This window comes from Salinisphaera sp. T5B8, assembly GCF_040361255.1.
Lineage (GTDB): Bacteria > Pseudomonadota > Gammaproteobacteria > Nevskiales > Salinisphaeraceae > Salinisphaera.
Map to the genome: position 1 here is coordinate 79,053 of NZ_APNG01000006.1, position 25,364 is coordinate 104,416.

General features: G+C 64.3%; 19 protein-coding genes. 12 read left to right on the plus strand and 7 right to left on the minus strand.

Annotated features, from left to right (window positions below):
- Positions 1-90: 90 nt before the first annotated feature.
- Positions 91-693, minus strand: coding sequence for a cysteine hydrolase family protein (locus T5B8_RS07130; RefSeq protein WP_353177462.1), 603 nt, complete (start codon positions 691-693; stop codon positions 91-93).
- Positions 694-808: 115 nt separating this feature from the next.
- Between T5B8_RS07130 and T5B8_RS07135 the strand changes: the two genes are divergently transcribed.
- The 5 genes from T5B8_RS07135 to T5B8_RS07155 all read left to right on the plus strand — a co-directional run bounded on the left by T5B8_RS07135 (position 809) and on the right by T5B8_RS07155 (position 7,019).
- Positions 809-1,678 carry a LysR family transcriptional regulator gene (locus T5B8_RS07135; RefSeq protein ID WP_353177463.1) on the plus strand — a complete coding sequence of 290 codons (870 nt, stop codon included), beginning with the start codon at positions 809-811 and terminating at the stop codon, positions 1,676-1,678.
- 472 nt (positions 1,679-2,150) lie between these two features.
- Positions 2,151-4,223 carry a methyl-accepting chemotaxis protein gene (locus T5B8_RS07140; RefSeq protein WP_353177464.1) on the plus strand — a complete coding sequence of 691 codons (2,073 nt, stop codon included), beginning with the start codon at positions 2,151-2,153 and terminating at the stop codon, positions 4,221-4,223.
- The gene (locus tag T5B8_RS07145; protein ID WP_353177465.1) at positions 4,201-4,335 is read left to right on the plus strand and encodes a hypothetical protein; all 135 of its coding nucleotides are present in this window, start codon (positions 4,201-4,203) and stop codon (positions 4,333-4,335) included. The genes T5B8_RS07140 and T5B8_RS07145 overlap by 23 nt, the downstream gene beginning before the upstream one ends.
- 478 nt (positions 4,336-4,813) lie before the next feature.
- The gene (locus tag T5B8_RS07150; protein ID WP_353177466.1) at positions 4,814-6,319 is read left to right on the plus strand and encodes a condensation domain-containing protein; all 1,506 of its coding nucleotides are present in this window, start codon (positions 4,814-4,816) and stop codon (positions 6,317-6,319) included.
- A 154-nt stretch (positions 6,320-6,473) separates the two neighbouring features.
- Entirely contained in the window at positions 6,474-7,019 is a 546-nt protein-coding gene (locus T5B8_RS07155; RefSeq protein ID WP_353177468.1) for a hypothetical protein, read from the plus strand.
- Between the two features lie 36 nt (positions 7,020-7,055).
- On the opposite strand, the gene T5B8_RS07160 is transcribed toward T5B8_RS07155, so the two are convergent.
- Together T5B8_RS07160 and T5B8_RS07165 are read right to left on the minus strand one after the other, a co-directional pair.
- Positions 7,056-9,479 carry a YbcC family protein gene (locus T5B8_RS07160; RefSeq protein WP_353177469.1) on the minus strand — a complete coding sequence of 808 codons (2,424 nt, stop codon included), beginning with the start codon at positions 9,477-9,479 and terminating at the stop codon, positions 7,056-7,058.
- Positions 9,476-11,017, minus strand: a complete 1,542-nt coding sequence (locus T5B8_RS07165) for an NADH-quinone oxidoreductase subunit L (protein WP_353177471.1) — start codon at positions 11,015-11,017, stop codon at positions 9,476-9,478. Before T5B8_RS07165 ends, T5B8_RS07160 begins: the two co-directional genes overlap by 4 nt.
- Positions 11,018-11,115: 98 nt before the next feature.
- On the opposite strand from T5B8_RS07165, the gene T5B8_RS07170 reads away from it, so the two are divergent.
- Complete coding sequence (locus T5B8_RS07170; RefSeq protein ID WP_353177472.1) at positions 11,116-12,015, plus strand: LysR family transcriptional regulator; 900 nt, start codon at positions 11,116-11,118, stop codon at positions 12,013-12,015.
- A gap of 252 nt (positions 12,016-12,267) precedes the next feature.
- Here T5B8_RS07170 and T5B8_RS07175 read toward each other — a convergent pair whose 3' ends face one another.
- The gene (locus T5B8_RS07175; RefSeq protein ID WP_353177474.1) at positions 12,268-12,984 is read right to left on the minus strand and encodes a TetR/AcrR family transcriptional regulator; all 717 of its coding nucleotides are present in this window, start codon (positions 12,982-12,984) and stop codon (positions 12,268-12,270) included.
- A gap of 142 nt (positions 12,985-13,126) precedes the next feature.
- Here T5B8_RS07175 and mdeB point away from each other — a divergent pair, with 142 nt between their 5' ends.
- Genes mdeB through T5B8_RS07195 form a run of 4 tightly spaced genes read left to right on the plus strand, consistent with a single transcriptional unit; the run spans position 13,127 to position 19,441 of the window.
- The gene (mdeB, locus tag T5B8_RS07180) at positions 13,127-15,796 is read left to right on the plus strand and encodes an alpha-ketoglutarate dehydrogenase (protein ID WP_353177476.1); all 2,670 of its coding nucleotides are present in this window, start codon (positions 13,127-13,129) and stop codon (positions 15,794-15,796) included.
- Between the two features lie 41 nt (positions 15,797-15,837).
- Positions 15,838-16,482 (plus strand): VOC family protein, encoded by a 645-nt coding sequence (locus T5B8_RS07185; protein WP_353177477.1) that lies wholly within the window; start codon positions 15,838-15,840, stop codon positions 16,480-16,482.
- Positions 16,482-18,470 carry an FAD-dependent monooxygenase gene (locus T5B8_RS07190; protein WP_353177478.1) on the plus strand — a complete coding sequence of 663 codons (1,989 nt, stop codon included), beginning with the start codon at positions 16,482-16,484 and terminating at the stop codon, positions 18,468-18,470. The genes T5B8_RS07185 and T5B8_RS07190 overlap by 1 nt, the downstream gene beginning before the upstream one ends.
- Positions 18,470-19,441 carry a fumarylacetoacetate hydrolase family protein gene (locus T5B8_RS07195; RefSeq protein WP_353177479.1) on the plus strand — a complete coding sequence of 324 codons (972 nt, stop codon included), beginning with the start codon at positions 18,470-18,472 and terminating at the stop codon, positions 19,439-19,441. The genes T5B8_RS07190 and T5B8_RS07195 overlap by 1 nt, the downstream gene beginning before the upstream one ends.
- A gap of 292 nt (positions 19,442-19,733) precedes the next feature.
- On the opposite strand, the gene T5B8_RS07200 is transcribed toward T5B8_RS07195, so the two are convergent.
- Genes T5B8_RS07200 through T5B8_RS07210 form a run of 3 tightly spaced genes read right to left on the minus strand, consistent with a single transcriptional unit; the run spans position 19,734 to position 22,855 of the window.
- A complete protein-coding gene (locus T5B8_RS07200; RefSeq protein WP_353177480.1) occupies positions 19,734-20,777 on the minus strand; it encodes a zinc-binding dehydrogenase in 1,044 nt (347 codons plus the stop codon).
- Between the two features lie 36 nt (positions 20,778-20,813).
- The gene (locus tag T5B8_RS07205) at positions 20,814-21,767 is read right to left on the minus strand and encodes a fumarylacetoacetate hydrolase family protein (protein ID WP_353177481.1); all 954 of its coding nucleotides are present in this window, start codon (positions 21,765-21,767) and stop codon (positions 20,814-20,816) included.
- 14 nt (positions 21,768-21,781) lie between these two features.
- Complete coding sequence (locus T5B8_RS07210) at positions 21,782-22,855, minus strand: 2,4,5-trihydroxytoluene oxygenase (protein WP_353177482.1); 1,074 nt, start codon at positions 22,853-22,855, stop codon at positions 21,782-21,784.
- Positions 22,856-23,048: 193 nt separating this feature from the next.
- Between T5B8_RS07210 and T5B8_RS07215 the strand changes: the two genes are divergently transcribed.
- Positions 23,049-24,647 (plus strand): bifunctional 3-(3-hydroxy-phenyl)propionate/3-hydroxycinnamic acid hydroxylase, encoded by a 1,599-nt coding sequence (locus T5B8_RS07215; RefSeq protein WP_353177484.1) that lies wholly within the window; start codon positions 23,049-23,051, stop codon positions 24,645-24,647.
- A gap of 49 nt (positions 24,648-24,696) precedes the next feature.
- Positions 24,697-25,350 (plus strand): TetR/AcrR family transcriptional regulator, encoded by a 654-nt coding sequence (locus T5B8_RS07220; protein ID WP_353177485.1) that lies wholly within the window; start codon positions 24,697-24,699, stop codon positions 25,348-25,350.
- The last annotated feature ends 14 nt before the right edge of the window (positions 25,351-25,364 follow it).

The following is a 25,364-nucleotide window of genomic DNA, read 5'->3' on the forward strand; positions in this document are numbered from 1 at the left end:
AGCCCGTTTACCGGCGCGGCCACTATCGCGTCGAAACACCCCGCACACGAGCCATACTTGCACGGGGCGTGTTGCGCAGCGCGCACCGACTCAGCCCGCGAGGATGGTCTCGGTGCGCAAGATCCGGGCGAAGATGTCGGAGAGCATGGTCATCTCTGCGCGATGCAGATCCGCAGCCTTGAGCACGCCCTGCCCATCGGCGGCGGGCAGATCGCGGGTGGTGACCGCGTCATCGGCGATCGTGACCCGATAGCCCAGCTCGTTACCCACGCGGGCAGTGGTCGACACACAGACATGGCTCATGAAGCCGCTGAGCACCACATGGTCGATGCCCTGTGCCTCGAGCCGGGCCTGCAGATCGGTTCCGCCGAAGGCGCTGGGCACATGTTTTACCAGTACCGGCTCGCCCTCGCCTGGCGCGACTTCCGGCATGATCGATACATACGGGCCATCTGGATCGAACATCGCAGCCCCCGGCTCACCGTGATGGCGAATATGAATGATCGTGCCGTTTTGTTCGCGCCAGTGGGCGATCAGGCGGGCAACGTTGGCGAGTGCGGGCGCAAGCCCCGACAGCTTCAAGGCACCCTCGCGATATTCCTCCTGGGCATCGATCACGATCAGCGCCGCATCCCTGGGCGTGCCCGTGGGGAGGTTGGCCTCGGCAATTTGCAACATGGTCTGGGCGGTCATTTCGGCGCTCCTTGGAAAGTGTGCGCACAGCATGAGCCTGCCAATTCGCAATTAAAATCGGTTAGTTTGCAGGCATATTCTGCATAAACGCAGAACCAGACCAACCAAGATGCCCATGAGCACACTCGACTGGGAAGGCCTGAAAACATTCGCGCTGGTCTGCAGAGGCGGGACCATGAGTGCCGCGGCACGCGAACTCGGCGTCAATCAGACCACCGTGGCGCGGCGGCTGCAGCGGCTCGAAGACTATCTGGGCTATCCCCTGCTGCGCCGCGACGGCCAGACGCTGCAGGCCACGGCCGGCGCCGCGCCTTTGCTAGCAACTGCCCGCGCCATGGAAGATCAACTCGCTGGCGCACTGGTCGATGCCCAGCGCCCGCCGGGTCGGCGCGAAGTCTCGGGCGTGGTGCGACTAACCGGCGTGCACGGCGTGCTCGAACATGCCGTGGCACCGCGTGTTCCCGACCTGCTGGCCCAGCATCCCGGCCTGCGACTGGATCTGATCGGCGGCAATCGCAACCTGCGCGTGGCCCAACGCGAAGCCGATATCGCCCTGCGTCTGGCCTGCCCTACCGGCGGTGCCTTCGATGCCCGCCGGCTGGGCGATCTCACCTATGGCATCTATGCCACACCGGCCGATGCCGACCCGTATACCGCGCCCTGGGTCGATCTGAACGAGGAATTCATCGACAAGCCCGAACAGCGCTGGCTCGCCACGCATTTTCCCGACCGCCACACCATCGCCCGTGCCAACCGCAACGGCATTCTCGCGCAACTCACCCGAGCAACCGACGCCTGCTGTCTAATGCCACGTTGCGTGGGCGATAGCGTGCCCGGACTCGTCTGTCTGGGCGGCCAGACCGCCACCCGCGAGCTCTGGCTCGTGCTTCATCAGGACATGGCCTATCTGCCACGCGTGCGCGTGGTCGCCGACTGGCTGGCACAAACCCTGTGCGATGACCGGTGGGTGAGCCCGGCCCGATAGCATCAGCCGCGAAACCGCAGGCCGCGACCTGACAATCGCGATTTCCACCCCTGCCAGCGCCGGCCGCGCAGAGGCAGTCGAACACTACGCTTTAGCCGCCGATGCACCGCAGCCGCCAGCACGCGAAGTGCAGCCTCTGTGCTGTTTAATACGTGTGCAAAAACGCCTGGAATCGCGCCCCCGCACAAAACGGGCCGCGCGCAAGCGCCCTGTCCAACGCGGGCATCTGCCCCGCCACGCGGACGCCGACCTCTGCCAACAAACACGCAATAACCGTATTGAGCCACGCCATCTCACTGCACCAAATTGTTGCAATGAGAAGACAGATCGTCCGCGAATTTTTACCGACGGATATTTTTAAAGTTATTCCAACGCCTGTCGTTAGCTGAGGATATACGCCGGGTCGAATCGGATGTTTACCCAAGCCTCCTGGCGCTATGCCACATCGCAATATTCAACGACCGGGCCGGGCATGAAGCATTTTTCCTCGATAAAGCATTTCGTCGTATTGGCCGCAGGCGCCTGCATGGTGAGTGTGGTCGCCGCGCTTCTGATCTATAACTATGTCGCCACCGAACGCACCGGCACGTTCGTACAGCAGCGCACCAGTTCGCTACTCGAGGGCGCCATCGACGAGCGTCTGGCCTCGATGGCCGAGGCCCAGGGCGAACAGATCAACCGCAAGCTCGAACAGGCGCTCGGCATCGCCCGCGATCTGGCCGCCGCAAGCGAACTTGCCGTCGCCCCGGGCCGCCAGACCACGGCATTCGCCTTCGGCCGGCCCGAACTGGCGGCCCTGGTGCGCCAGGCCGTGGCCAAGAACGCCTTTCTGCTGGATGCCTTCATCGGCTGGGAACCCAACGCCTTCGGCGACGACGCTGCCTATGTCGTACCCGAGAACAACAGCATGAGCTACGACGGCAGCGGCCGTTTCCGGCCCTGGGCGTTCAAGAATGACCAGGGCGTGGCCGAGGTGCTCGCGCTCGATATTACCGGCATGGAAAACGAGAAGATGCTGGACTCCGGCATCCGGCGCGGCGAGTACTATCTGTGCTCGAAGGAAACCGGCCAGACCTGCGTGGTGGATCCGGCGATCTACGACTACAGCGGCACCGACGTCATGGTCGCCACATTCAGCGTGCCGATCATGGTCGATGGCCGCTTCAAGGGCGTGGCCGGTACGGATGTGTCGGTGGATTTCATCCAGACCCTGCTCACCCAGTCCAATCAGGGGCTTTACGACGGCGCCGGCCGCATGGCCCTGGTCGCCCCGCTCGGCCGGCTTGTGGCCTACACCGGTGACGCAGCCAAACTGGGGGCGCCCGCCAACGACGTACTGGACGACAACGGGCTCGAACGTCTCAGCCAGGCGCACGACAACACCACCACAGTGAGTGCGACCTCTAGCGACGGCCAGACGATCGAGTTCTATCACCCGATTCGTATCGGTAACACCGACATGGTGTGGACGCTGGTCATGCAGCTGCCGGTGGCTGCGGTCATGGCCGATCTGAATACCCTGAATGCCGATCTCGCCGATCAGCGCACCACCGATACCTTCGGCATGCTTCTGGTGAGTGCGCTGGTGGCCCTGCTCGGGCTGGCGCTGATCTGGATGGTCGGTCGCAGTATCGCCGGCCCGCTCAGCCAGCTGGCCGAACGCATGCGCGAAATCGCCAGCGGCGACGGCGACCTGACCAAGCGACTGCCGGTATCCGGGCGTAACGAACTGGCCACCGTGGCCACCCAGTTCAACGCCTTTGTCGACAAGATCGACAACGTGATGATCGATATCCGCGACAGCGGCGAAAACGTGAAGCTCGCCTCCGGGGAAGTGTCCACGGGCAGCCTGGATCTGTCCCGGCGCACCGAAACCGCGGCGGCCAACCTGCAACAGTCCGCGGCGGCCATGGAAGAACTCACTAGCACGGTGGCCAACTCCGCCGACACCTCGCGCCATGCAGCAACGCTGTCCGCCGATGCGGCCCGTGCGGCCCAGGAAGGCGGCGAATCGATGAGCGATGTCGTGCGCACGATGCGCGAGATCAGCGATTCCGCGAAGGAAATCGAAAACATCATCACGGTGATCGACTCGATTGCCTTCCAGACCAACCTGCTCGCGCTCAACGCCTCGGTCGAAGCCGCGCGTGCGGGTGAACAGGGGCGTGGCTTCGCCGTGGTGGCCGACGAGGTACGCAGCCTGGCCAACCGCAGCACCAAGGCCGCGCGTGAGATCAAGACCCTCATCGACACGTCGGTGGAAAAGACCGCCAGCGGCGAAGCGCTGGTCCAACAGACCGGCGAGCGGATTCACGCCATCGTCGAACAGGTCAATCGTGAACAGCCTCATCGGCGAAATCACCACCGCGGCCGACGAGCAGAACACCGCTATTCTCGAGGTCAATCAGGCGGTATCGCAGCTCGACGAAATGACCCAGCAGAATGCCGCACTCGTGGAAGAATCCGCGGCCGCCTCCGACTCGCTCAGTCAGGAAGCCACACGCCTGGCCCGCATCATCAGCGTGTTCAAGCTCAGCGACCGTAATGCCCATGCCCACGTGACCACGGCCGAATGGCAGGCCAGCAGCCAGGCCACGGGTGCGACCCGGTCGTCCGAGGCCGGGCACGGCCACCATACGCCGGCATACAGCGTGTAAACACGATGCACCCTGTTATGAACGCGCGCGCCGGCAACGTTGGGCCGGCGCGCGCGTTCATGCAGATACGGCCAACCGTGACCACCCGCCCACTGCGCCTGGATACGCGGCGCCCGGGGCCGATCCAGGCACGCCCCAGCACAGAAAACGCCAGAACAAGCGACGCACCGCAAATGACGCAGCGCACAATTCACGTGCACTTCGATACCGGCTCAGCTGCCTACCAACGCCGCACATCCTGCGCCGATCGGCCCTTTTGTCGACCTCGACGCTCGGCAAGGCGCGCCGAAGCCGCGAACTAGTCTTTCGCAAACAAATGCTTGCGACGTCTACGCCGTCTCGACGCCATCAACACGAGCCTCAGGAGCAACCGTGACAACTGTGCCAGTAGCGGCTGGCACGATGCTCGCATACAAGTTTCATGTGACATGAATCTTATGGCAGAGCCGGACAGCCGGCGTACAGGAGGCAAGTCGTCATGGAAATGAAGCTGCTCAATGATTTCAACGCCCCAAAGGGTCCGGCCCGGCTGTTCTATGCCAGCGATAGTGCGCGCCGCGCCCATGCCAGCGCCCCGGATCTCGGCATTCCGCCCTCGGAAATCCAGCGTGCGGCGCTGGATTCCAGTCTCGACCAATCGGCCTATATGCGCGGCAACGCGGTACGCATACTCGGCGTGGCGTTCAAGGTGTTCGACCACTACGACGACGCGGCCTTTTGCAAGGCCTGTGAAACCCATCTTCGCCGCCACGACGTCTACCACACGGGTTTTCACTATCGTAATGGCGACTGGGCCAGCCGGACCGTGGCCCCGGCCGATATCGAGCTGGCCGGCGAATCGGTCACCGTCGACCCCGAGGCATCCGACCAGAGTTTCGCTGCACTCATCGATGCGCGTCAGCCGCGCATCCCCGACTGGGATTTGTTCTCGTTCAGCGCGCTGGGCATCGAAAACGCCAGTGCCGAGGCCGAGAACCCCGAGTTCACGGTCGCAGTCTGCCTGGACCACCTGCTCACCGATGGCTTTTCCATCTTCATGATTTTCGAAGAGATCATGATGTTCTACGAAGCATTTCGGGCCGGCGCGGATCGCGTGGAAGAACTGCCGTTACAGGCCTTGCATGCCGATTACGCCCGGCGCGACGCGGCCTATTGCGCCCAGCTGAGTGCCGATTCGCCCCAGGTACAGGAATGGGAGCGCTTCAAGGCCTTGCACGACGGCGCACTGCCCGACTTCCCGTTCGCAACCGGCCTGTCCGATTCCAGCGACTTCGCGCCGGGGTGCATGACCAGCATTCCGGATTTTCTGTCGGTGGCCGAATCCGAGGCGTTCGAACAGGTCTGCAAGCAGGCCAATGGATCGCTCAGCGCCGGCTTCATGGCCGTGGCGGCCCTCATCGACCGTCTCGTGCGGGGCTCGGACACATTCACGATCTGCACCCCGCGCTCCACCCGCAGCACGCCGGCCGAACACTACACAATGGGCTGGTTCGCCCACCCGGTGCCGCTCGAGTTTCCGATCGCGGATCGCTTTGCCGATACCGTCGCCGCCGCACGGCAGGCCAACAAGGCGGTGCGTTTCATGGTGGGTGTACCGATCTATCCGGCACAGAAGGTCATCGATCCCACGCTATCGAGCATGCCCCCGGAGATGACCAGCCTGTCGTTCATCGATACGCGCCTGATCCCGACCTTTCGCGATCTGTCCGCCCATGCCTATACCGTGATCGGTACCCGGCGTAACGCCAAGTCGGTACATTACTGGGTCAACCGGGTGGGCCATGGCACCAATCTGAACTTCATGCATCCCTACACCCCCGAAATGGCGGCCGGCCTGCCCGCATTTGCCGATCTGTTTCGTCAGATCGTCGACACAGTCATCGCCACGGGCGACTGCGACCTGGCCGCCGAACGACAGCGCTGGCAGGCACTCGTGGATAGCTACGAGGCCACCCCCGCGCCGCTGATACGCGCGGCTGCCTGATCCATGCGCCCCAATGCCAGCGCCCCCACGGGGCGCTGGCGCCGGCAGGTGTTTTCCAAGCCATTCAATTGGGCACAACTGTATGCCTTGAAAGGATTTTTATCGGCAAGCTCCCTGCTATATTACCGCGCTCTCAATCAGGGACAGGGTTTCCATGAGACAGATCGTCGGGTCGCTCGCGCTTTTGTTGCTGGCCGGCTGCAGCAGTGCCGACTATAGTTGTGACGCCTCGCAGACACAGGACCTGGTCAAGCGCCTCTATACGCTCAAGCTCGAGGAAAGCGCTACCCCGCAAAGCGATATGGACCGTATGCTCGGCCAGTATCGCAAACAGCGCAGCCCCGATCTGCAGGCCACCCTCAACGGCATTAATGCGCAATCGGTGGATATCAGCGGCGTTCGGCTCAGTCGAATCGAACAGATGAACGAGCCGGGCGAAGACGCGCCCGAAACGTACGTCTGTCGTGCCTATATCTCGTCGCGCTGGCCCCAGGACCGGCTCGCACGACTCGGGCCGCTGAGCGAACAGCTCGCGCTGGCCGGCATCGAAGTCGACGGCGATCGGCTGGAACACGACATCGGCTACCACTCCATGCTCGACGCGGACGGCCGCCATCAGCGCGTGGAAATCGAAATACCGATCACGCGTCGCATACTGTTGCAAGCGCTCGTCGCCCCGGCCACGGACGCGGCGTCCTGACACGCGGCCCGGGCGCATCGCGGCGACCACTGGTCGCTAACGGGCGTGCCAACCCTGGCCATCACGCCGGATCAGCGTGCGTGAGTCGTCGTCGATGCGAAACAGATGCAGCCAGCCATTGACCACCAGATCGCGCACGGTGGCTTCGGTTTCCAGTACCCGATCGATGGCGTGTGCCGGCGCGGCCAGACATACGCTCAGGCGCAGCGGTTCGTGCATGAGTTTTTCGCCATCGTGCACGGATTGCCAGGGCAGGCCGATCCGCAGATCGCCGGCATTGCCTTCGAGCACGCCCACATGCCCGCCGACCACATTGTGCAGCACCTTGTTGCCGCTGCCGTAGCGCTGGTTGTCCACCACCGAGGCGTAGTACTGCATGTTGATCCAGTGCGCGACGACCATCGGGGCGGCCATGATCTGGCGCAGGGTCTGGAAGTCGTCGTCCTGCTGCCAGTCGTAGTTGTGCAGAAACACCCGGCCGGCCAGGTCGCGGCCTCGGGTCCAGTGGCCGGGCGCGGCAATGAAGGCGGCGTTGTTGGCCAGCCCCCATTCCGGACGTACCTGGCCCCAGTCGCGGGCGCGCCGGCGCATGGCCTTGTGCAGCGCAGTGGGCTTTTGTGTCAATGCATTCAAGCCGAGTGCCGGTGCCCGCTCGGCCCGGGCGCGCTCACCGGCGCTCGCCAGCGTGACGTAGAGATCTTTGAGCACCGGTTGCAAGGCATCGGGCACCTGATCGGCATCAAACAGCTCGATCTCTTCGGTGGTGGTGTTGTGCAACGCAGCCATGAACCAGGTGCCCTGCGGCACATGGATATCGTGCGCGCGTAGCCCGTCGCGCACCGCGTCATCGTTGAGCAGGCTGGCCAGCGCGCGGGCGTTGACCTCGCCGGTCTGGCCGCAGCAGGCGCCGCAATCGAGCCCGGCCGCGTGCGGATTATTGGCGCTCTGACTGCCGTGGCCGGTGAGCAGTACCAGCGAGGCGAAGTTGTCGGTCAGGCCCATGGCGGTGAGGATACCGGCGGCCAGTTCGGCGCCTTGTTCGGCCGACAGGTTGGTCAGCGCCGGATGCAGGCGGGCGCGCTCGGCCTGGGCCAGACCGGCCTTGTCCGGCTGTTCTGCAGCGGCCAGGCCGAGGGTGCGGCGTATCAGTTTGCCGGCGTAGAAAAACCCCAGCGTTTCCACCAGCGTGAAGATCGAGGTGGGCGCATATTCGAATTGTTTCCAATGCACCGCGGCGGTCAGACGCTCGCGCCGCTGCTCGCCCACACTCGCCGCATTGCTGCCCGCATCGGAGACTTCCAGCGCCGGCGCCAGCAACCCCGGCAGCTGCGCGCGCGCCGCATCGGTACCGACCGGCCGATACTGGATCGGCAGGCCGAAAAAGCCGGCAAAGCCGCGGGTTTCGAAATCCGGGTCGGTGCTTTCCAGCGCCCGCCGGATGACCTCGGAGCGCACATCGATACAGAAAATCGCCTGGACCGTGGGCGCGGTCGGGCCCGCGCCGGGTTCGCGCAATACCGCTTCCAGATGCGTCTGATAGGCGAGTTCGCTGGCGTATTGCCAGGTCCACAGTGCGTCGAAATGCGCCTGTAGCTGCTGCTCGCGTTCGGGCAGCGCCTGCCACTGTTGCAACCATTGTTCATGCCAGCTGCCCGGGCCGCGCTGGCCGTCATCCAGCAACCAGTCCCAGGCGAGCCGGATAGCCAGCAGATCGACGATACGCGCGTCGTCATCCCCGGCCTGGCGGGCACGCCAGCGCTCGCCGGCACACCAGGATGCCCAGCCGTTGATGTCCAGCAACAACGTCAGCAGATAGGCGGGTACGCGATCTTCGGGTAGATCGAGCTCGGCGAGCATTTGCGTGAACACCGCGGCCGCCTGCTCGGGCAGGGCGTGGGCGCGCTCGCCCAGCGCCGCATGCCCGAATGGGCCGGTACCCGGATGGGTGAGAAAGCCGGCCCGCCATTGGGCAAACAGGCCGCCGTCCTGGTCGACACCCCACTCGGCCTCGGCATCATCGAAGAATGCAGCACAAAACAGACTGATCTGATCGCGCACATGCGCTTCCCAGCTGCGGGCCGGCAGCGGCTCGCCGCGCATCGACGCCATACGTGCCAGCGTGGGCAGCGATGCCGGTTGTGCGTCCGGCGCATCCAGCGCGGCAAGCAGTGAATCCGCGTCGCCGCTGTAACCGGTGGCGTCGATGGCGCGCGCCAGCTCGGACCGGCCGATACGCCCCGCCTGCCAGGCCTGGCGGTAGTAATCCGGGCGCATCAGCAACGAGGTGCCACTCAGCGCAGCCAGCCGCGCGGCAACGTCGGCGATCGGTCGGTCGCGATGACTCCAGTACGGATTGACCGCGATGAAGCTGTCCAGCGGCCAGATCGGAGCGATGGCATCGCAGGCCGCCTCGGCGATCGGCAGCAGCCGGTCCTCGGCGTAATCGGCGGGCGTGTTCATGATGTGCGTTCCTGTTCCTGCAACGCGGGCCCGACCGGCCGGTGTTCGCCGAATCGCGGCCGGCGCAGGCCGGGCAGCCGGTTGATCAGATCATCGAGATAGAGCCCATTGGCCAGCGCCTGGTGCAGCCAGCGGCTACGCCGGCCCGCGCGCAGCCAACCCTGGAACAGCAGCAGAAGCGTAAACAGGCCGCTGACCCACAGAATCTGGCCCGTGGTGCGCTCGCTGTGCAGCAGCGGCGCCATGAAGGAGTCGAACAGCAGATGCCATAACAGGCCGAGCGCGACGATCGCGGCCGCGGTCAGGCCGCTGCGCAGCGCGGCCCCACCATGCTGCGGGCGCATGCCGGTCAGCAAGGGCGCCAGAGCAATCAGGCTGATCAGGGCAAACACCGCCCAGCTGCCCTCCAGTCGGTTCAACCCGTGCAGTATCGGCACCAGCAATGCAGCGGCCACCAGCGGCGCGACCAGCCAGGGCGACATCGCCCCCGACACATTCGGGCACAGCCGAGCCCGGCGGGCACGCACCACGCGATCACCGGCATTGAGAAAGGCAAAGGCCTTGTAGAGCGAGTGGCCGAGCAGATGCAGCAGGGCCAGATGCCAGGCGCCCAGGGCACATTCGACCAGCATGAAGCCCATCTGGGCACAGGTGGACCAGGCCAGCCGAACCTTGATGTTCGACTGCGCGATCATCGCCACCGCGGCAATCGCCGTGGACAGCCCGCCGGCGAGCAGCAACAGCCACTGGGCGGCCCACGATTCATTAATCAGCCAGGCCATCTTGATCAACACCAGGCCGCCGAGATTGACCACGCCCGCGTGCAGCAATGCCGATACCGGCGTCGGGGCCTCCATGACCTGCAGCACCCAGCCGTGCAAGGGCAACATCGCGCATCGTACGATCGCCGTGATCGCCAGCAGCATGGCCGCGATCGTCAGACCCGTCGGTAACGGCGTAAGCGAGGGCGTGGCCGACAGCGCGGTCAGCGATAGCGACCCGCTTTGCCAGGCGATCAAGACCACCGCCCCCAGCATGGTGATATCGGCCAGTCGGGCGCTCATGAAGTGCTTGTGGGCTGCGCGTTCGGCCCGGGGGCGGTGCGGATAGAGCGTCAATAACGGCTGCAGGCCGAGGCTGGTCGCACTCCAGGCCAGGGCGAGCACGGCCAGATTGTCGGTGGTGCTGACCAGCGCGGCACTGGCCAGCGTGATCGATACCCCGCACAGAAAACGTGTCTGACAGGGCTCGCCGGCCAGATACGGCGCGGCGAAGCGCACGATCACCCAACCCAGAAAGGTCACCAGCACCAGACCGGCCGTACCGGCGAGCTGCACCGGGGCCGACGCAGACGCCGTAAATACAGCCATGATCGCCGCGACCAGGGCGATCAGCATGGCCGCAAGCGACGCCACACGTGCCATTCGCCAGGCCGGTTCCGGCGCAGACACAACGCGGGTCATCAGCGCGGCGAGCACATAGAGGCCCGGAATGCTCCATTCGAGCCCGGGCCCGAACAAGCCGGTGAACGCGTCCATGAATCCTCCTGTGCGGTAATACAGGCTATCTTGCCGCCGGGACGATGTTCGGTAAAATACAAAATAGATAACAAACCGTTCCCTTAAAACGAACAGTCATGTCGCGGCTCAACTATAACCACCTGTACTACTTCTGGGCCGTGGCCCGCGAACAGCATCTGACCCGAGCCGCCGAGCGTCTGCATGTATCGCAGTCGTCGCTGTCCGCGCAGATCAAACAACTGGAAGAACAGCTCGGTCAGCCGCTGTTTACCCGGGAAGGCCGAAAGCTGGTACTCACCGAGGCCGGCCACGTGGCCATGAACTATGCAGAAACCATCTTTCGCACCGGCAGCGAAATGCAGGCCATGCTGCGCGACGGCCAGACCAGCCATCGGCAAGCCCTGCGTCTGGGCAGCGTCGCCACCCTGTCGCGCAACTTTCAGGAAAACCTGATTCAGCCATTGATGGGCAACGCGGACGTCGAGTTGGTGCTGCAATCGGGCACGCTCGACGAACTCACCCGCCGGCTCTATGTGCACGACCTGGATGCCATTCTTTCCAATCAGGCGATTCAGGGCGATACCCGCAACCCGGTACGCTGCCGACGGATCGCCCGTCAGCCGATCAGCCTCGTCGGCCCGCCGCTGGGAGATGGCAAGCAATTCGATTTCCCTGCCGACCTGGATCACTGCCCGCTGGTCGTGCCCGGGCCCAGCAGCAGTATTCGCACCGGCTTCGATCTGCTCTGTGAACAGCTGCAGCGCCGCCCGGACATCATCGCCGAAGTCGACGATATGGCGATGATGCGCCTGCTCGCCCGCGATACCGGCGCGATCGCCCTGCTACCACCGGTGGTAGTCCGCGACGAGCTCAAGAACGAAACCCTGCAGGAATACTACGCCCTGCCCGGCCTCTACGAGGATTTCTACATCATCACTGCCGACCGACGCTTCCAGAACCCGCTACTCAACGAGCTCATGTCCCGGCCGGCAGAAAAGATTCTCACCCGCGACTGATTAGCCACGCGTAAGAGCACGCGCATCCGGGCGTGCGCCGATCCGAGTTCGTGTCCAGGCGTGCCGGTCGACTTGCGATCTCGTGCAAGCCGCCCGTGGGCATAAATCACCCGAGTTGACGCGATAGCGATGCAGCGGCCCCGCTGCCACGCTCGCCCCACCCAACAGGCACATCGACGTTGGCGAGGCCGGTACCGAGCTCGGCAGCGTCTTCGAGGCGGCGGCCCTCGCGAGACACGATGCGGCGGCGAATCAGCGGCTGGAAAAAGGCTTGAGAAAGCCGTCGATGGGCGGCAGCGGCCGCTGGGACAGGCGTCGCGCTTCTTCGGGGTCCATGCCGAGGATGCCCAGCACCATGGCGGCGGTGCGTTCGGGCAGTTGGTCTGCGTCGAGATCCAGCTCGGACAGGGCCTGTGCTGCGTGCGGATCGCCGGCGCGTTCGATTTCGGTCGTGAGTACACCCAGCACCGTGCTGCCAATGGCAAGCAGGGTCATGGCCAGATCGTCGACCGTAAAGCGTTCGGCGGTGATGCCGTGTTCTACATCGCGCAACAGGAACTGGCCGAGCCCCTGCGAGAGCAGTTGTGGGCTGAAGGGCGTATGCGCCAGAAAGCGTCCCCAGAGCGGGTCCGCCTGTGCCTGTAGCAGCGTATAGCGAATACCCACGCTCAACTTTTCGGCCGGGTCCGATACGTGTCGGGAGGCTGCGTCCACGACCCGTCCGGAATTTTCGAGCACCTCCACGACGAGCGCGTCGTAGATGGCGTCCTTGGACTCGAAGTAGTTGTAGAAGGTGCCGAAGCCCACATCCGCGGCCTCGGTGATCTGCTGAATCGTGACGTCTTCCTTGCGTCGCTCGGACATCAACTCGAAGGCGGCCCGCATCAGGTTATGACGTTTCTCGCGCTTGCGGCGAACGCTGCGCGGCGCTTTTTCAGCCGCAGGATCGGACTCGGACGATGAGGGCACGGCAGGCGTATCCGGGGTCGGCAAAGACGAATATCGGCGGAATCTAGCATCAAAGCAGACAAGCAACAATTTGCGATCGTTTGTGATTGATCATCAGTTATGATTAAGTATCACTTCATGTGAGCCTGCAGGAAGCTTGAGCATGACGACGCCCTCGCCGTCCTCGGAGCGCGATCTCGACCCGGTCGAAACACAGGAGTGGCTGGACGCATTCGAGGCCGTGCGCACACGCGAACCCGAGCGGGCGCTGTATTTGCTCGATCGGCTGTCGCAGTGCGCCCGGGAGTGCGGTCTGCTGGGCAGTTCGGTGCCCTATTCGTCGTATCGGAACAGCATCGATCTGGCCCAGCAGCCGGCGTATCCGGGGGATATCGAGATCGAGCAGCGCCTGGTCGCGCTATCGCGCTGGAATGCGTTGTCGATGGTGGTGCGGGCCAACAAGGCCTTTGGCGATCTGGGCGGACATATCGCCAGCTATGCCTCGGTGGCCGAGATTTTCGAGGTGGGCTTCAATCATTTCTTCAAGGCGCCCGACGCTGAAAACGGCGGCGATCTGGTTTACTTCCAGCCCCATTCCGCCCCGGGTGTTTATGCCCGCGCCTATCTGGAAGGTCGCCTGAGCGAGGCGCAGCTCGCCCGCTATCGTCAGGAAGTCGGGGGCGACGGTCTGTGTTCGTATCCGCACCCGTGGCTAATGCCGGATTTCTGGCAGTTCCCGACCGGCTCGATGGGGATCGGACCCATCAACGCGGTCTATCAGGCGCGTTTTCTGCGCTATCTGTCCCATCGCGGGCTGGCCGAAACCGAGGGCCGGCGCGTTTGGGGCGTATTTGGCGATGGCGAAATGGACGAGCCGGAATCGCTGGCCGGTCTGTCCCTGGCCGCGCGCGAGAGGCTGGATAACCTGACCTTCATCATCAACTGCAACCTGCAGCGCCTGGATGGTCCCGTGCGGGGCAATGGCCAGGTCATTCAGGAGCTGGAAGCCCTGTTCGTCGGCGCCGGCTGGCACGTAATCAAGGTGCTGTGGGGCTCGGAATGGGATGCGCTGTTCGCCCGCGATACCCAGCACACGCTCTTGCGCCGTCTTGCCCAGACCGTGGACGGGGACTACCAGACGCTGGGCGCCAACGATGGCAGCTACAACATCGAGCATTTCTTCCAGCAGGACCCGGCGGTTCAGGCGCTGGTTTCGCACATGAGCGACGCCGAAATCGACGCACTCAAGCGCGGCGGACACGATCTGCGCAAACTGCATGCCGCCTATGCAGCAGCGACCCGGCATGAAGAGCCCACCGTGATTCTGGCCAAGACGAAAAAGGGCTATGGCATGGGCGCGGCCGGCGAGTCGCGCATGACCGCCCACCAGCAGAAGTCCATGGATATGCCGGCGCTCAAGGCGTTTCGTGATCGTTTCAAGCTGCCGCTGAGCGACGACGACCTGGCCGACCACAACTTCTGCCGACCCGCCGCCGACAGTCCGGAGATGCAGTATCTGGCCCAGCGCCGCCTAGCACTGGGCGGCAGTCTGCCGACACGCCGGCGCCGGGCGAGCACGCCGGTGGCGATACCGCCCATGTCGGCCTATGCCGACTTTGCGATGAAGACCTCGTCGCGCGAGCGATCGACCACCATGGCGATGGTGCGCATGATGTCGGCGCTGCTCAGGGACCCAACCCTGGGCCCGCGCATCGTGCCCATCGTGGCCGATGAAGCGCGCACCTTCGGCATGGCCACGCTCTTCCATCAGATCGGCATCTATTCGCCGGTCGGGCAACGGTATGCACCGGAAGACGCCGGTTCGTTGCTGTCCTATCGCGAAGCCCGCGACGGCCAGCTGCTGGAGGAAGGCATCAACGAGGCCGGCGCGATCTCGTCATGGGTGGCGGCCGGTACCGCCTACAGCGTGTCGAACATCGCCATGCTGCCGATCTATATCTTCTATTCGATGTTCGGCTTCCAGCGCGTGGGCGATCTGATCTGGGCGGCCGGCGACCAGCGCGCCCGCGGTTTTCTGATCGGCGCCACGGCCGGGCGCACAACCCTGGGCGGCGAAGGCCTGCAACACCAAGACGGCGCCAGCCAACTGGTGGCGGCGACGGTGCCGAATTGTCGGGCCTATGACCCGGCTTTTGCCGGCGAACTGGCGGTCATCCTGGATCACGGCATGCGCCGAATGATGCAAGACCAGGCCGACGAGTTCTATTACATCACCGTCAACAACGAAAAGTACCCGCAGGCGCCCGTCGACGAACGCCACGCCGGCGACATCGTCAAGGGGCTCTACCCGTACGCGCACCACCGCTGCGATAACGCAGCGGCTTCGGCCCGGCTGCTGGGATCGGGGCCGATCCTGCACGAAGTCGATGCCGCCGCGCAGATTCTGGCCGAACAGTGGGGTATCGATTGCACGGTATTCAGTGCCACCAGCTTTACCGAGCTGGCTCGCGAGGCCGCCGAGGTCGAGCGCTGGAACATCCGGCATCCGGATGCGCCCGCCCGTGTCAGCCATGTGCAAAGCCTGCTGCCCGGCACCGATCTCACAGTCGCCGCCAGCGATTACGTGCGGGCCTATCCCGGTCTGATCGCGCCTTACCTGAGCGGTCGCTATCGGGTGCTCGGCACGGACGGCTTCGGTCGCAGCGACACCCGCACCCGCCTGCGCGAATTCTTCGAAATCGATCGCCATAGCGTGGTGATCGCCACCCTGCACGCCCTGGCCGAAGACGACCGGGTGCCGCAGGCCACGGTCCAGCAGGCGCTCGACTGTTACGACCACGCACGCGACGCGCCGGCGCCGTGGACCCGCTAGATGTTTCCCCACGCCCCAACACCGTAATGAGGACTTGCACCATGAATGCAGAAACCGCGACCCCCATTCAGGAAAAACAGCCCCACAGCGGGCCGAAATACATTGCCCACTGGGTGCTCAAGACACCGCGGCGCGACAAGCTCGTGGACTGGTACAAGAAAGTCTTCGGTGCCGAGGTCGTGCATTCCGACGACATGATCACCTTCCTGAGCTGGGACGAGGAAAGCCATCGGCTGGCCCTGGTCAGTTTGCCGCGGGCACTGCGCTTTGTGTTTCCGTTCGGCTCCCGGCTGCGCCGCAAGATTTTCGGCATCGACCATATCGCGCACAGCTTCGGCTCGCTGGAGGCGCTGCTGTCCAGTTATGCCCGTATCAAGCAGCAGGGCATCAAGCCGGTCTGGTGCATCAACCACGGCCCGACCACGTCGATCTATTACGAAGACCCGGACGGCAACCGGCACGAATTCCAGGTGGACAACTTCCCGACCCTGGCAGAAACCAAAAAGTACTTCGATAGCCAGGAGTTTGCCGATAACCCGATCGGTGTGAACTTCGACCCGGATTATCTGCTCGAGCGGCTCAAGCAGGGCACACCGGAGAAAGAGCTGCTCAAGCGCGGTGCCGGTACCCGGCCGGGCACCCGCCAGCCGGAGAACAAGAAAACCCTCACCTGGAGAACGCTGTAATGGCGGGTCAGGACAGCGCTCCCGTGGTGATCGTCGGCGCCGGTGGCGCGGGCTGCACGCTGGCGCTGTTGTTGGCCCGCTACGATATTCCCAGCATTCTGGTCGAACGCCGTACGAAACCGCTGCGGCATCCGGCCGCACATGTACTCAACGGCCGCTCGTTCGAAATCTGGTCGCAGTACACGCCGGCGCTGGCCGACGAAATCCTCGCCCTGTGCCCGAGCGAAACGGAAATCGGCGATATCCACTGGTGTAGCAGCCTGCTGGGCGAGCAGCTGGGGCGCATCAATCTGCTGGCGAACACCAATCGGGTCGAACAGATCAAAGGATTCAGCCCCTATCGTATCGCCCATGTCGGCCAGCATCTGCTGATGCCCATCCTCTGGCGCACGGTGGCCGACGAGCCGCTGATCACGTTCTACAAAGGCGCCACACTCGAGCGCTTCAACGATCACGGCCAAGGCGTCACCGTCGACATCGGCAACCCGCAGGGGCACACGACATCGATCGACTGCCGGTGGCTGATTGGCGCGGACGGGGCCAACAGCGCGGTACGCAAACAACTGGGCATCGAAATGCAGGGCCCGGTGCTCGCCAAGATGGCCAGCATCTTCTTCAGAATGAAACTCGACGATGTATACCCGCCGCCGCGCCCGCTAATCACCTGGATCTACAACCCGCACTTCTGTGGAGTGCTGATCAAGCACGCCGACGACGACTATGTGTTGATGACTCCGGTCATCAGCCCCGAACAGGCGATCGTCAAGGGCGGCACCGAATACTGGAAAAAGATCATTCCCAAGGCCATCGGTAGCGACCGCGTGCCGTTCGAGATACACACCAACGGCCAGTGGGCCATGACCGCCCAGCTGGCCGCGACCTTCGGGCAGGGCCGAACCCTGCTTATCGGCGATGCGGCGCATCGTTTCCCGCACACCGGCGGCTTCGGTCTCAACAGTGGCGTTCAGGATGCGCATAACCTGGCCTGGAAATTGGCCGCGGTGCTGGAAGACCGGGCGCGGCCGGCGCTGCTGAACACCTACGAAACCGAGCGCAAACCCGTGGTTCAGCGTTTTGCCGACCAGAGTGTCGCCAATCACTTCAAGCTGGACGAGGTGACACGCCATGTCGGTCTGCGTAACGCCAACCTGATGCAGATGACCCGGTACTTCGCCAGCGCGCCCCTGCGGCGCTTGCCGAAAGCCGTACACGGGCGTCTGGCCGACACGCTCATGCAGCTGGCATTGCGGCGCACCGGCCAGCTCGCCCGTCACAGCCGGGGCGGGCGCCGGCTACGCGCCCGGGTGGGCCGGGAGATCCCCGGCCAAATGGCCCACTTCATTTCCACGGGTCTGGAATACGGTTTTGCCTATGTCGACGGCTTCATCCAGCCCGAAGATACGCCGCAGCCGCTGATCGACGACGGCGTGGCCGACTATCGGCCCACCACCTGGCCGGGCAGCCGCCTGCCACATGTGCTCGTCGACCACGACGGCGAGCCCACGCCCATCCATGATCTGATCGACAAGCGACGCTTCACCCTGATCAGTGCGGATGCGAACGCATGGCAAGAGGCCATCGACGCATTACCCGACGACATCGACATGGGCCTTGCAATCGTCAGCCTGTCGATTGGTGATCCCGTGCGTTATCAGGCCGCCATCGAGCGCTACGAAGTGGGTACACAAGGCGCCGTGCTCGTACGTCCCGATCAGCACGTAGCCTGGCGCACGACCGAGCCTGCCAGCCGCGCGGCCCAGACGCTGGTCGAGGTGGCCAATGCCCTCTTTGCGCCGTATAGACAGCACACGCACGACCACGCCGCAGCGACGCCCCCGCGTCGTGCAGCCCGCACCGCGGCCGGGGTCGCCAGCACTGAGCGCGCGCGGCATGGATGGATCACCGCGCATGACATGGACCGGCCTCGGCATCCCGTTGCCGATGCCCAAGACACTCGTCCCCCGACTGGACGCAACTGGAGCGTTTAATGGCCCTACACATCGTTCGCTTTAAAGATCAGGATGACGCCCCGCCACGCTGGGGATCGCTGGAGCAGGGCGCTATCGCACCGCTCGAGCTGGCCTGTACCAGCACGGGGGAACTGCTTGCGCACGGCTATCACGGCGTCAAAAATGCCGACCTCGTCGACCACGAGCGTCTGGCCCTCGATGACGTCGACCTTCTGTCACCGATTACCGAGTCCGCCAAGGTGCTGTGCCAGGGCGCCAACTTTCGTGAACATATGCGCGATTCGGGCATGGACCCGGACGCCAAGTCCTTCAATCTGTTCTTCACCAAATCCAGCGCCTCGATCACGGGCCCGACCGGCGGCATCGTCAAGCCCGACCACGTCAAACTGCTGGACTACGAAATAGAACTCACCCTGGTGCTGGGCAAGCAAACACACGGGCCGGTCGAAATCACGGCCGCCAATCTGCACGAGTACGTGGCCGGGATCTGTATCGGTAACGATGTCTCGGCCCGCGATATCCAGCTGCCCCAAATGCAGTTTCACAAGGGCAAGAGCTATCGCACCTTCTGTCCGCTGGGCCCGGTGTTGTGTCTGCTGGATAAACACGAGATGCATTATCTCGACCAGATGCAACTGACCCTCAAAGTCAACGGCGAAACCCGCCAGAACGACAATACCTCGGCACAGGTCTTCAAGGCCCCCGAAACGCTCAGCGAATACTCGCAAATTGTCGACTTCGCCCCGGGCGATGTACTGATGACCGGCACACCCAGCGGCTGTGCCCTGGGCGTGCCGGCGCCGGCCGTGGTCAAGCTCTCGGCGTTACTGCCGGAAGCCAGGAAGTGGGCAATATTCGTCAGGATGCAGCAGCGTCGCCCGCAGTATCTGCAAATCGGCGATCACATGGACGCGACGATCGCCAGCGCCGACGGCCAGATCGACCTCGGCCGCCAGCAGCATGTCATCGAAGGTGAAGGGCGCCGGTAGACAGGCGCCCGGCTGTTAAAGCGGGTTCGTTCGGCGCCAGCGAAAGCGGCGTTCATCGACCGCATCGTCGCCGAACGCAACCCGCGTATGACGTGGCACCGTCGGTGAGATGACCCGCTTTGTGCCGCGTATTCGCGAGTGCGCACCTGCGTGGGTGTGAATCTGCGGTCGACTTTTGTTAGCGAACACGCCAACACGCGTCCAACACGACGCAGTGCATCGGGCGAGGCCGTTATCCGACCTCGCCCAGCGAGCGACAGGCGTGCCGCGGCAGCACGTCTGGAAACGTCGCTTACGCTCGGTCGTCTGCGGCCATAAATACGACTTTGCCCGGCGACGATGCGGCCTGCTGATCGTTGAACGCATCCGGCAGCGCATCGAGTGCGCGCGACTCGCTGACGATCGACGGCGTATCGCCCTCCGCGAACAGGTTCGCCAGGGTGGCCAGTTGGTCGGCGTCTTCCTTGAACAGCACCCAGCGGTAACGCACGCCCGAGCGGCGTGCCTGGAGGCGTTTTTTCAGATAGGTCTTGCCGCTGCCGGCCAGGCCGCGAACGATGCCACGATCGGTCACGGCGCCGAGCACCGGTGTGTTGGTGGTGACATAGGCACGCCCGGGGGTGTCGCGCTGGCACAGTTCTCCGAGCAACGGATCGTGCTGGCGCGTGCTGTCCGCCGCTGGGGCGAAGTTGAGCACGATATCGGCGCGAATGGCGGCCATGGCCGCCGAGTCGCGGTAATCCACGATCTCGTCGGCCCCCAGGCGTTGCAGCCAATCGTGATTGCGCTGCGAGGCCACGGCGGTAATCGCAGCGCCCCAGCGCCGGGCCAATATCAGGGCAATAGAGCCCACGCCACCGCTGGCCCCGTTGATGCACAGCCGTTTGCCGCGGGCTTTGTCGGCAGATAGGCCGGCCGCGCCCAGCGACTGCAGGGCCGTCAGCCCGGCATAGCCCAGACCGGCGGCGGTCGCGTCGTCGAGTTGGTCGCCAATCGGCGCCACGCAGCCACGCGGCAGGTTGAGGCGCTCGCTATAGGTGCCCCCGGTGCGCGGCGAGACGGCGAGCACCACACGCTGGCCGGGTTCCAGATCGGTAACGCCCGACCCGACCTGGACCACCCGGGCGACCCCGTCCCGCCCGGGCATGAGCGGCCCATCGCCCTTGCGATTGAGCAGCCGCGCACCGTAGCCCCGGGCAACCAGCGGATCGATCGGATTGATGGACGTGCCGAGCAATTCGAGCTGGATTTGATCATCGGCAGGCGCTGGCGGGGCCGGAAGCTCGGCCGGGCGCAGGGTGCCGGCGCTCGCGTCGCCGATCGTGAAAGCTTTCATCGTTGTTCTCCTTGCCGTGGCCGGAACAGGACTCGGTCAGCCGCCGTCCTTGACGCTATGACGTTGCCGGCCGAGGTTCAGGGTTTGATCACGGCTGATGATCGTGGATTCCACCACATCCCCGGCCTGAAGATACTGGCGGCGGCGTTTTTGCGACTTTGTGAAAAGCTGCCATTTTTTCGCTTCCGGCAACAGCCCCACCACTTTCGTTAGGGCCGGGCTGGGCAGCCCCAGGGCGCAGCCGGCCGGCGTGCCTGTCATCAAGACGTCGCCCGGGGCGAAATCGTGGATACGCGAATACTCGGTGAGGGTTTCGGCAGGCTTGAACACCAGGTTGGCGGTGCTGTCCTGTTGACGGGTTTTACCGTTGACCGTCAGGTGCAGCTGCATTTCATCCAGATAGTGCATGTCGGCTTCGTCCAGCAGGCACAGCACCGGCCCCAACGGGCAGAAGCTGCGATAACTCTTGCTCTTGTGGAACTGCATCTGGGGAATCTGCACGTCGCGTGCGGACACGTCGTTGCCGATGCAGATGCCCGCCACGAATTCATGCAGGTTGTCGGCGGTGACGTCCACCGGCCCGTGCGTTTGCTTACCCAGCACCAGGGTCAGCTCGATCTCGTAATCCAGCAGTTGCACATGGGCCGGCTTGACGATCTCGCCACGCGGGCCGGTGATCGACGCCGAGGATTTGGTGAAGAACATGTTGAAGCGTTTGTCGTCCGGGTTCATGCCGGAGTCGATCATGTGCTGGCGATAATTGGCCCCCTGGCACAGCACCTTGGCCTCGCCGGTGATCGGTGACAACAGGTCAGCGTCCTCCAACGCGCGCCCGTCGCCGCCCCGCGCTGCCCGGATCGCGTCATGGCCCTGTTCCATGAGTGCGGCAGTGGTGGTACAGGGCAGCTCCAGCGGCGTAATACGCGCGCCTTCCAGCAGGCCCCAGCGGGGCTCGCCCTGCTGATGAAAGCGTACAAGATGAAGCGCCATGATCTTGTCTCCCGTCAGCCAAACAGTTTGGCGAGCGTCATCAGCTTTTTCACCGTCAGATCCGGGCTGCGGCGCAGATTGTGCGCCAGCGCCCGTAACGCAGCCTGTGTCAGCTTGGGTTTGGTGAAGCTGGCGGGCATGGGTTGGCCCCACTGCGACATGCCTTCGCGGCTGACCGGATGCACGCCCATGGGCTGATCGGCAGTGAATACATCACCGTCGCAGTAGTGTTCGTGCTTGGCCGCCCACGGGTCTTCCCAGTAATCGAAAATCTGACTGCCCAGCAGATGCCGGCCAATACCCCAGGCGTGTTGCCAGCCCTGTGCCTTGAGCAGGCGCTGGCCCATGCCCACGGCATCGGTATCGATCACTTCATAGGCGCTGTGGCTGTAGGCCGGCATAAAGCCCTGCGCCATGGCCAGCGTATGGTGATCTGCGGGGATATCGCCCAGATCCAGACGCATGAACACCACTGCGGGCGAGCCGTCGGCAAACACCTGAACATCGCTGGGGATCAGGCCGAAATGCTGGGTATACCAGCCGCAGGTGGCCTGGAAGTCCGCCACTTCGAGCACCACGTTGCCGAGGCGGATTATGTCCGGCGGCGCCAGCGGCGGGCGCTGGGTGTCGTTTATACGGCACGGCTGCACGGGCGAGTTGAACGACAGCGCTGGCCGGTGCGGCAGGACCTCGACCGGGGTCTGGCCGTGAATCGCTTCCACGCTAAAGCCGGATGGATCGGTCAGGCGAACCACCTCACCGCCGCCCGGATAGTCCACCGGCTGGATCGCCGACGCTTCGGGCAGCTGGCTCAGCCGCGTCAGCGCCTCGCGCGAGTCAACCTCGAAACCGATACCGACAAAGCGCGCCTTGTCGGCCCGGGTCACCTGATAACAGAACGGCTCCGCCCCGGTGCCCCGCAAGTACAGCGCTCGGGATGAGCGCGATGCCGTACGCAGGCCGAAATCGTTGAGAAAACGCTCGGCCTTGTCCAGATCGGGGCGCTCGAGGCGCAGATAAGCCAGTTTCTGAGCCTTGGCGGTCGGCGCGGGATGCCGTGCTGGTTGGGGCGTCGTCAGTTCGACCATGCCGCTTACCTCGTCCGGGTTTGTTTCAGTGCATCGACGCGCGCGGCACCGAACGGCTGGCACCTGGCGAATAAGTGACAGTAAATTCAATATTGAAATAAATGTCAATAACGGATAAAACCATCGCTGTACTCGACGCCGGCCACCCTCATCGGCCGGCCGTGCCTGTCTTCTCGGAATAGGTGAGATCGCGATGGCCGACCACGACGCGCTGCCCGGCACCACGGATGTGCTGGTGATTGGATACGGGCCGGTGGGCGCGGCGCTGTGCGTCCTGCTCGGCCGTTACGGCGTGAACACGCTGGCGGTGGACCCGGTGGCGCAGGTGTGGCTATCACCCCGAGCCATTGCGCTGGATAACGAGGCGCTGCGTATTCTGCAAATGATCGGATTGGGCGAAGACGCCTTCGAGCGCATCGCGATTCCGCAAGTCAAGATGCATTGCCCCTACCTTGGCGAGTTCGGCCATGCGAACACTGCCGGCACCATCGACGGCCACCCCAAACTGGTGACCTTCTACCAGCCGGACCTCGAGCGCGCCCTGCGACGGCAAGTCGCCGCCTACCCCTGCGTGCGCTTTCGCGATGGCTATACGCTAGTGGACCTGCGCCAGTCCGATACCGGCGTGACCGCTCATCTGACGGACCGGCACGGCCACCCCCATGAGATCAGCGCCCGCTATCTGGTCGGCGCGGACGGCGCCAGTTCGACAGTGCGCGCTCTGATCGGACAGGCCTTTCAAGGTGAGACTTACCCGGAAGACTGGCTGATCGTCGACGCCAAGGCCCGCGAGGGCAAAGCCATCGACCACGTGGAATTCCTCTGCGACACCGCGCGGCCGACCCCGCACATGCCCGCCCCCGGTGGCCGCGAACGCTGGGAATTCATGCTGCAGCCCGGCGAAACCCATAAAGAAATGGAACGCCCCGAAAAAGTCGCCGAACTGCTGGCCCCCTGGGTCGCCCCGCAAGACCTGGTAGTGGAACGCAAGGCGGTGTATCGCTTTCACGCACGCTGCTGCACCGCCTTCCAGCAGGGCCGGGTGTTTCTCGCCGGCGACGCCGCCCATATCACGCCGCCCTTCGTCGGTCAGGGCCTGGTGGCCGGGCTGCGGGACGTGGCCAACCTTGGCTGGAAGCTGGCCTGGGTGGTCAAGGACCGGGCCGCGCCGAGCCTGCTCGACAGCTACGACACGGAGCGCCGCCCCCACGCCAGGAAGATGATCCGCCTGGCCAAGCTCATGGGCGGCCTGGTCATGCCCCGCAGCCGTTTCACGGCCATTACCGTGCACGGCGCCATGCGTCTGGGCCGCCTGGTGCCCCGGCTGCGCCGCCAGCTCGAAGAACTGGAAATCAAGCCAGCCAACCGTGTCCGACACGGCTTTCTGGTCAAGGGCCGCGGCCACAAAGACATCACCCGGGGCGCCACCCTGGCCCAGGGGCTGGTGCGCCACGAGGGCAACATTCGGCTCAGCGACGACGTGCTCGGCGACCATCTCACCCTCATCGGCCTCGGCATCGACCCCCGTGCCGGGCTCGACGCTGCCACCCAGGCCCGCTGGCAAGCCCACGGCGGCGCCTTTGTGCATGTGGGCCTGCGCGGCCAGCACGCGACAAGCGACATCGCCTTTGCCGAAGACCTCTCCGACTGCCTGGTCCAGGGCAGTGCCCGCGGCCATGTGCTCGTCTGCCGCCCTGATCGCGTCATCCTGCATGACGGCCCGGCAACGCAGGCTAACCGTATCGTGGAGCAGTGCCTGCAAGCGCTGACGCTGACGGCTACTCAATATTGAAACGTTCCCAGTATCATGGCGTTTTCCGAGCCGTTCACCGAACCGTTTCATGGCCACTAACGCCCATTCCAATACGCGCAAAAAGTCGCAGCTGACCCGCGGCCACAAGAAAAAAGCCCGCACCCGGCAACAACTGCTCGATGCGGCCCTGCGCATCTATGCCCGGGCCGGCGTGGGCGGTCTGGCACTCAACGCCCTGGCCGAAGAAGCCGGGGTGTCCAACGGCACCATCTACAACTACTTCCGCTCGCGCGAGCAGGTGCTCGAAGCGGTCGGCCTGGAGCTGGCGATCCAGCTATCGGAACAGGTCCTGGTCGCCAGCGAAGCCGTGGACAGCGGCGCCGAACGCCTGTGCATCGCCGTACGCACCTTCATGAACAAAGCACTCAGCGACCCGGACTGGACGCGCGCGCTCATCAGCGTGGTGCGCTACGCCGAAGGCATGCGCTCGGCGCTGGGCAGCTATCTGCGCGCCGACCTCCAGGCCGGCCATCGACAGGGCGATTTCCACTACGCCAACGAGGAAATGGCCATGAGCATCGTCATCTCCGCCACCCTGGGCGCGATGAACCTGCTGGTCGAACAAGGCCCGGTGGAACACGCCGACCGTATCGCCGCAAAGATGGTGCTACAGGCGCTGGGCGTACCCGACGAGCAGGCCCGACACATCGCCGAGCTGCCGCTGCCGGGCGCGCAAGGCTAGCCGATCGCTGATCC

Excerpts from the sequence above, each read along its gene's own strand:
- T5B8_RS07130 (WP_353177462.1), bottom strand. The coding sequence starts at position 693 with ATGACCGCCCAGACCATGTTGCAAATTGCCGAGGCCAACCTCCCCACG.
- T5B8_RS07135 (WP_353177463.1), top strand. The coding sequence starts at position 809 with ATGAGCACACTCGACTGGGAAGGCCTGAAAACATTCGCGCTGGTCTGC.
- T5B8_RS07140 (WP_353177464.1), top strand. The coding sequence starts at position 2,151 with ATGAAGCATTTTTCCTCGATAAAGCATTTCGTCGTATTGGCCGCAGGC.
- T5B8_RS07150 (WP_353177466.1), top strand. The coding sequence starts at position 4,814 with ATGGAAATGAAGCTGCTCAATGATTTCAACGCCCCAAAGGGTCCGGCC.
- T5B8_RS07155 (WP_353177468.1), top strand. The coding sequence starts at position 6,474 with ATGAGACAGATCGTCGGGTCGCTCGCGCTTTTGTTGCTGGCCGGCTGC.
- T5B8_RS07160 (WP_353177469.1), bottom strand. The coding sequence starts at position 9,479 with ATGAACACGCCCGCCGATTACGCCGAGGACCGGCTGCTGCCGATCGCC.
- T5B8_RS07165 (WP_353177471.1), bottom strand. The coding sequence starts at position 11,017 with ATGGACGCGTTCACCGGCTTGTTCGGGCCCGGGCTCGAATGGAGCATT.
- T5B8_RS07170 (WP_353177472.1), top strand. The coding sequence starts at position 11,116 with ATGTCGCGGCTCAACTATAACCACCTGTACTACTTCTGGGCCGTGGCC.
- mdeB (WP_353177476.1), top strand. The coding sequence starts at position 13,127 with ATGACGACGCCCTCGCCGTCCTCGGAGCGCGATCTCGACCCGGTCGAA.
- T5B8_RS07185 (WP_353177477.1), top strand. The coding sequence starts at position 15,838 with ATGAATGCAGAAACCGCGACCCCCATTCAGGAAAAACAGCCCCACAGC.
- T5B8_RS07190 (WP_353177478.1), top strand. The coding sequence starts at position 16,482 with ATGGCGGGTCAGGACAGCGCTCCCGTGGTGATCGTCGGCGCCGGTGGC.
- T5B8_RS07195 (WP_353177479.1), top strand. The coding sequence starts at position 18,470 with ATGGCCCTACACATCGTTCGCTTTAAAGATCAGGATGACGCCCCGCCA.
- T5B8_RS07200 (WP_353177480.1), bottom strand. The coding sequence starts at position 20,777 with ATGAAAGCTTTCACGATCGGCGACGCGAGCGCCGGCACCCTGCGCCCG.
- T5B8_RS07205 (WP_353177481.1), bottom strand. The coding sequence starts at position 21,767 with ATGGCGCTTCATCTTGTACGCTTTCATCAGCAGGGCGAGCCCCGCTGG.
- T5B8_RS07210 (WP_353177482.1), bottom strand. The coding sequence starts at position 22,855 with ATGGTCGAACTGACGACGCCCCAACCAGCACGGCATCCCGCGCCGACC.
- T5B8_RS07215 (WP_353177484.1), top strand. The coding sequence starts at position 23,049 with ATGGCCGACCACGACGCGCTGCCCGGCACCACGGATGTGCTGGTGATT.
- T5B8_RS07220 (WP_353177485.1), top strand. The coding sequence starts at position 24,697 with ATGGCCACTAACGCCCATTCCAATACGCGCAAAAAGTCGCAGCTGACC.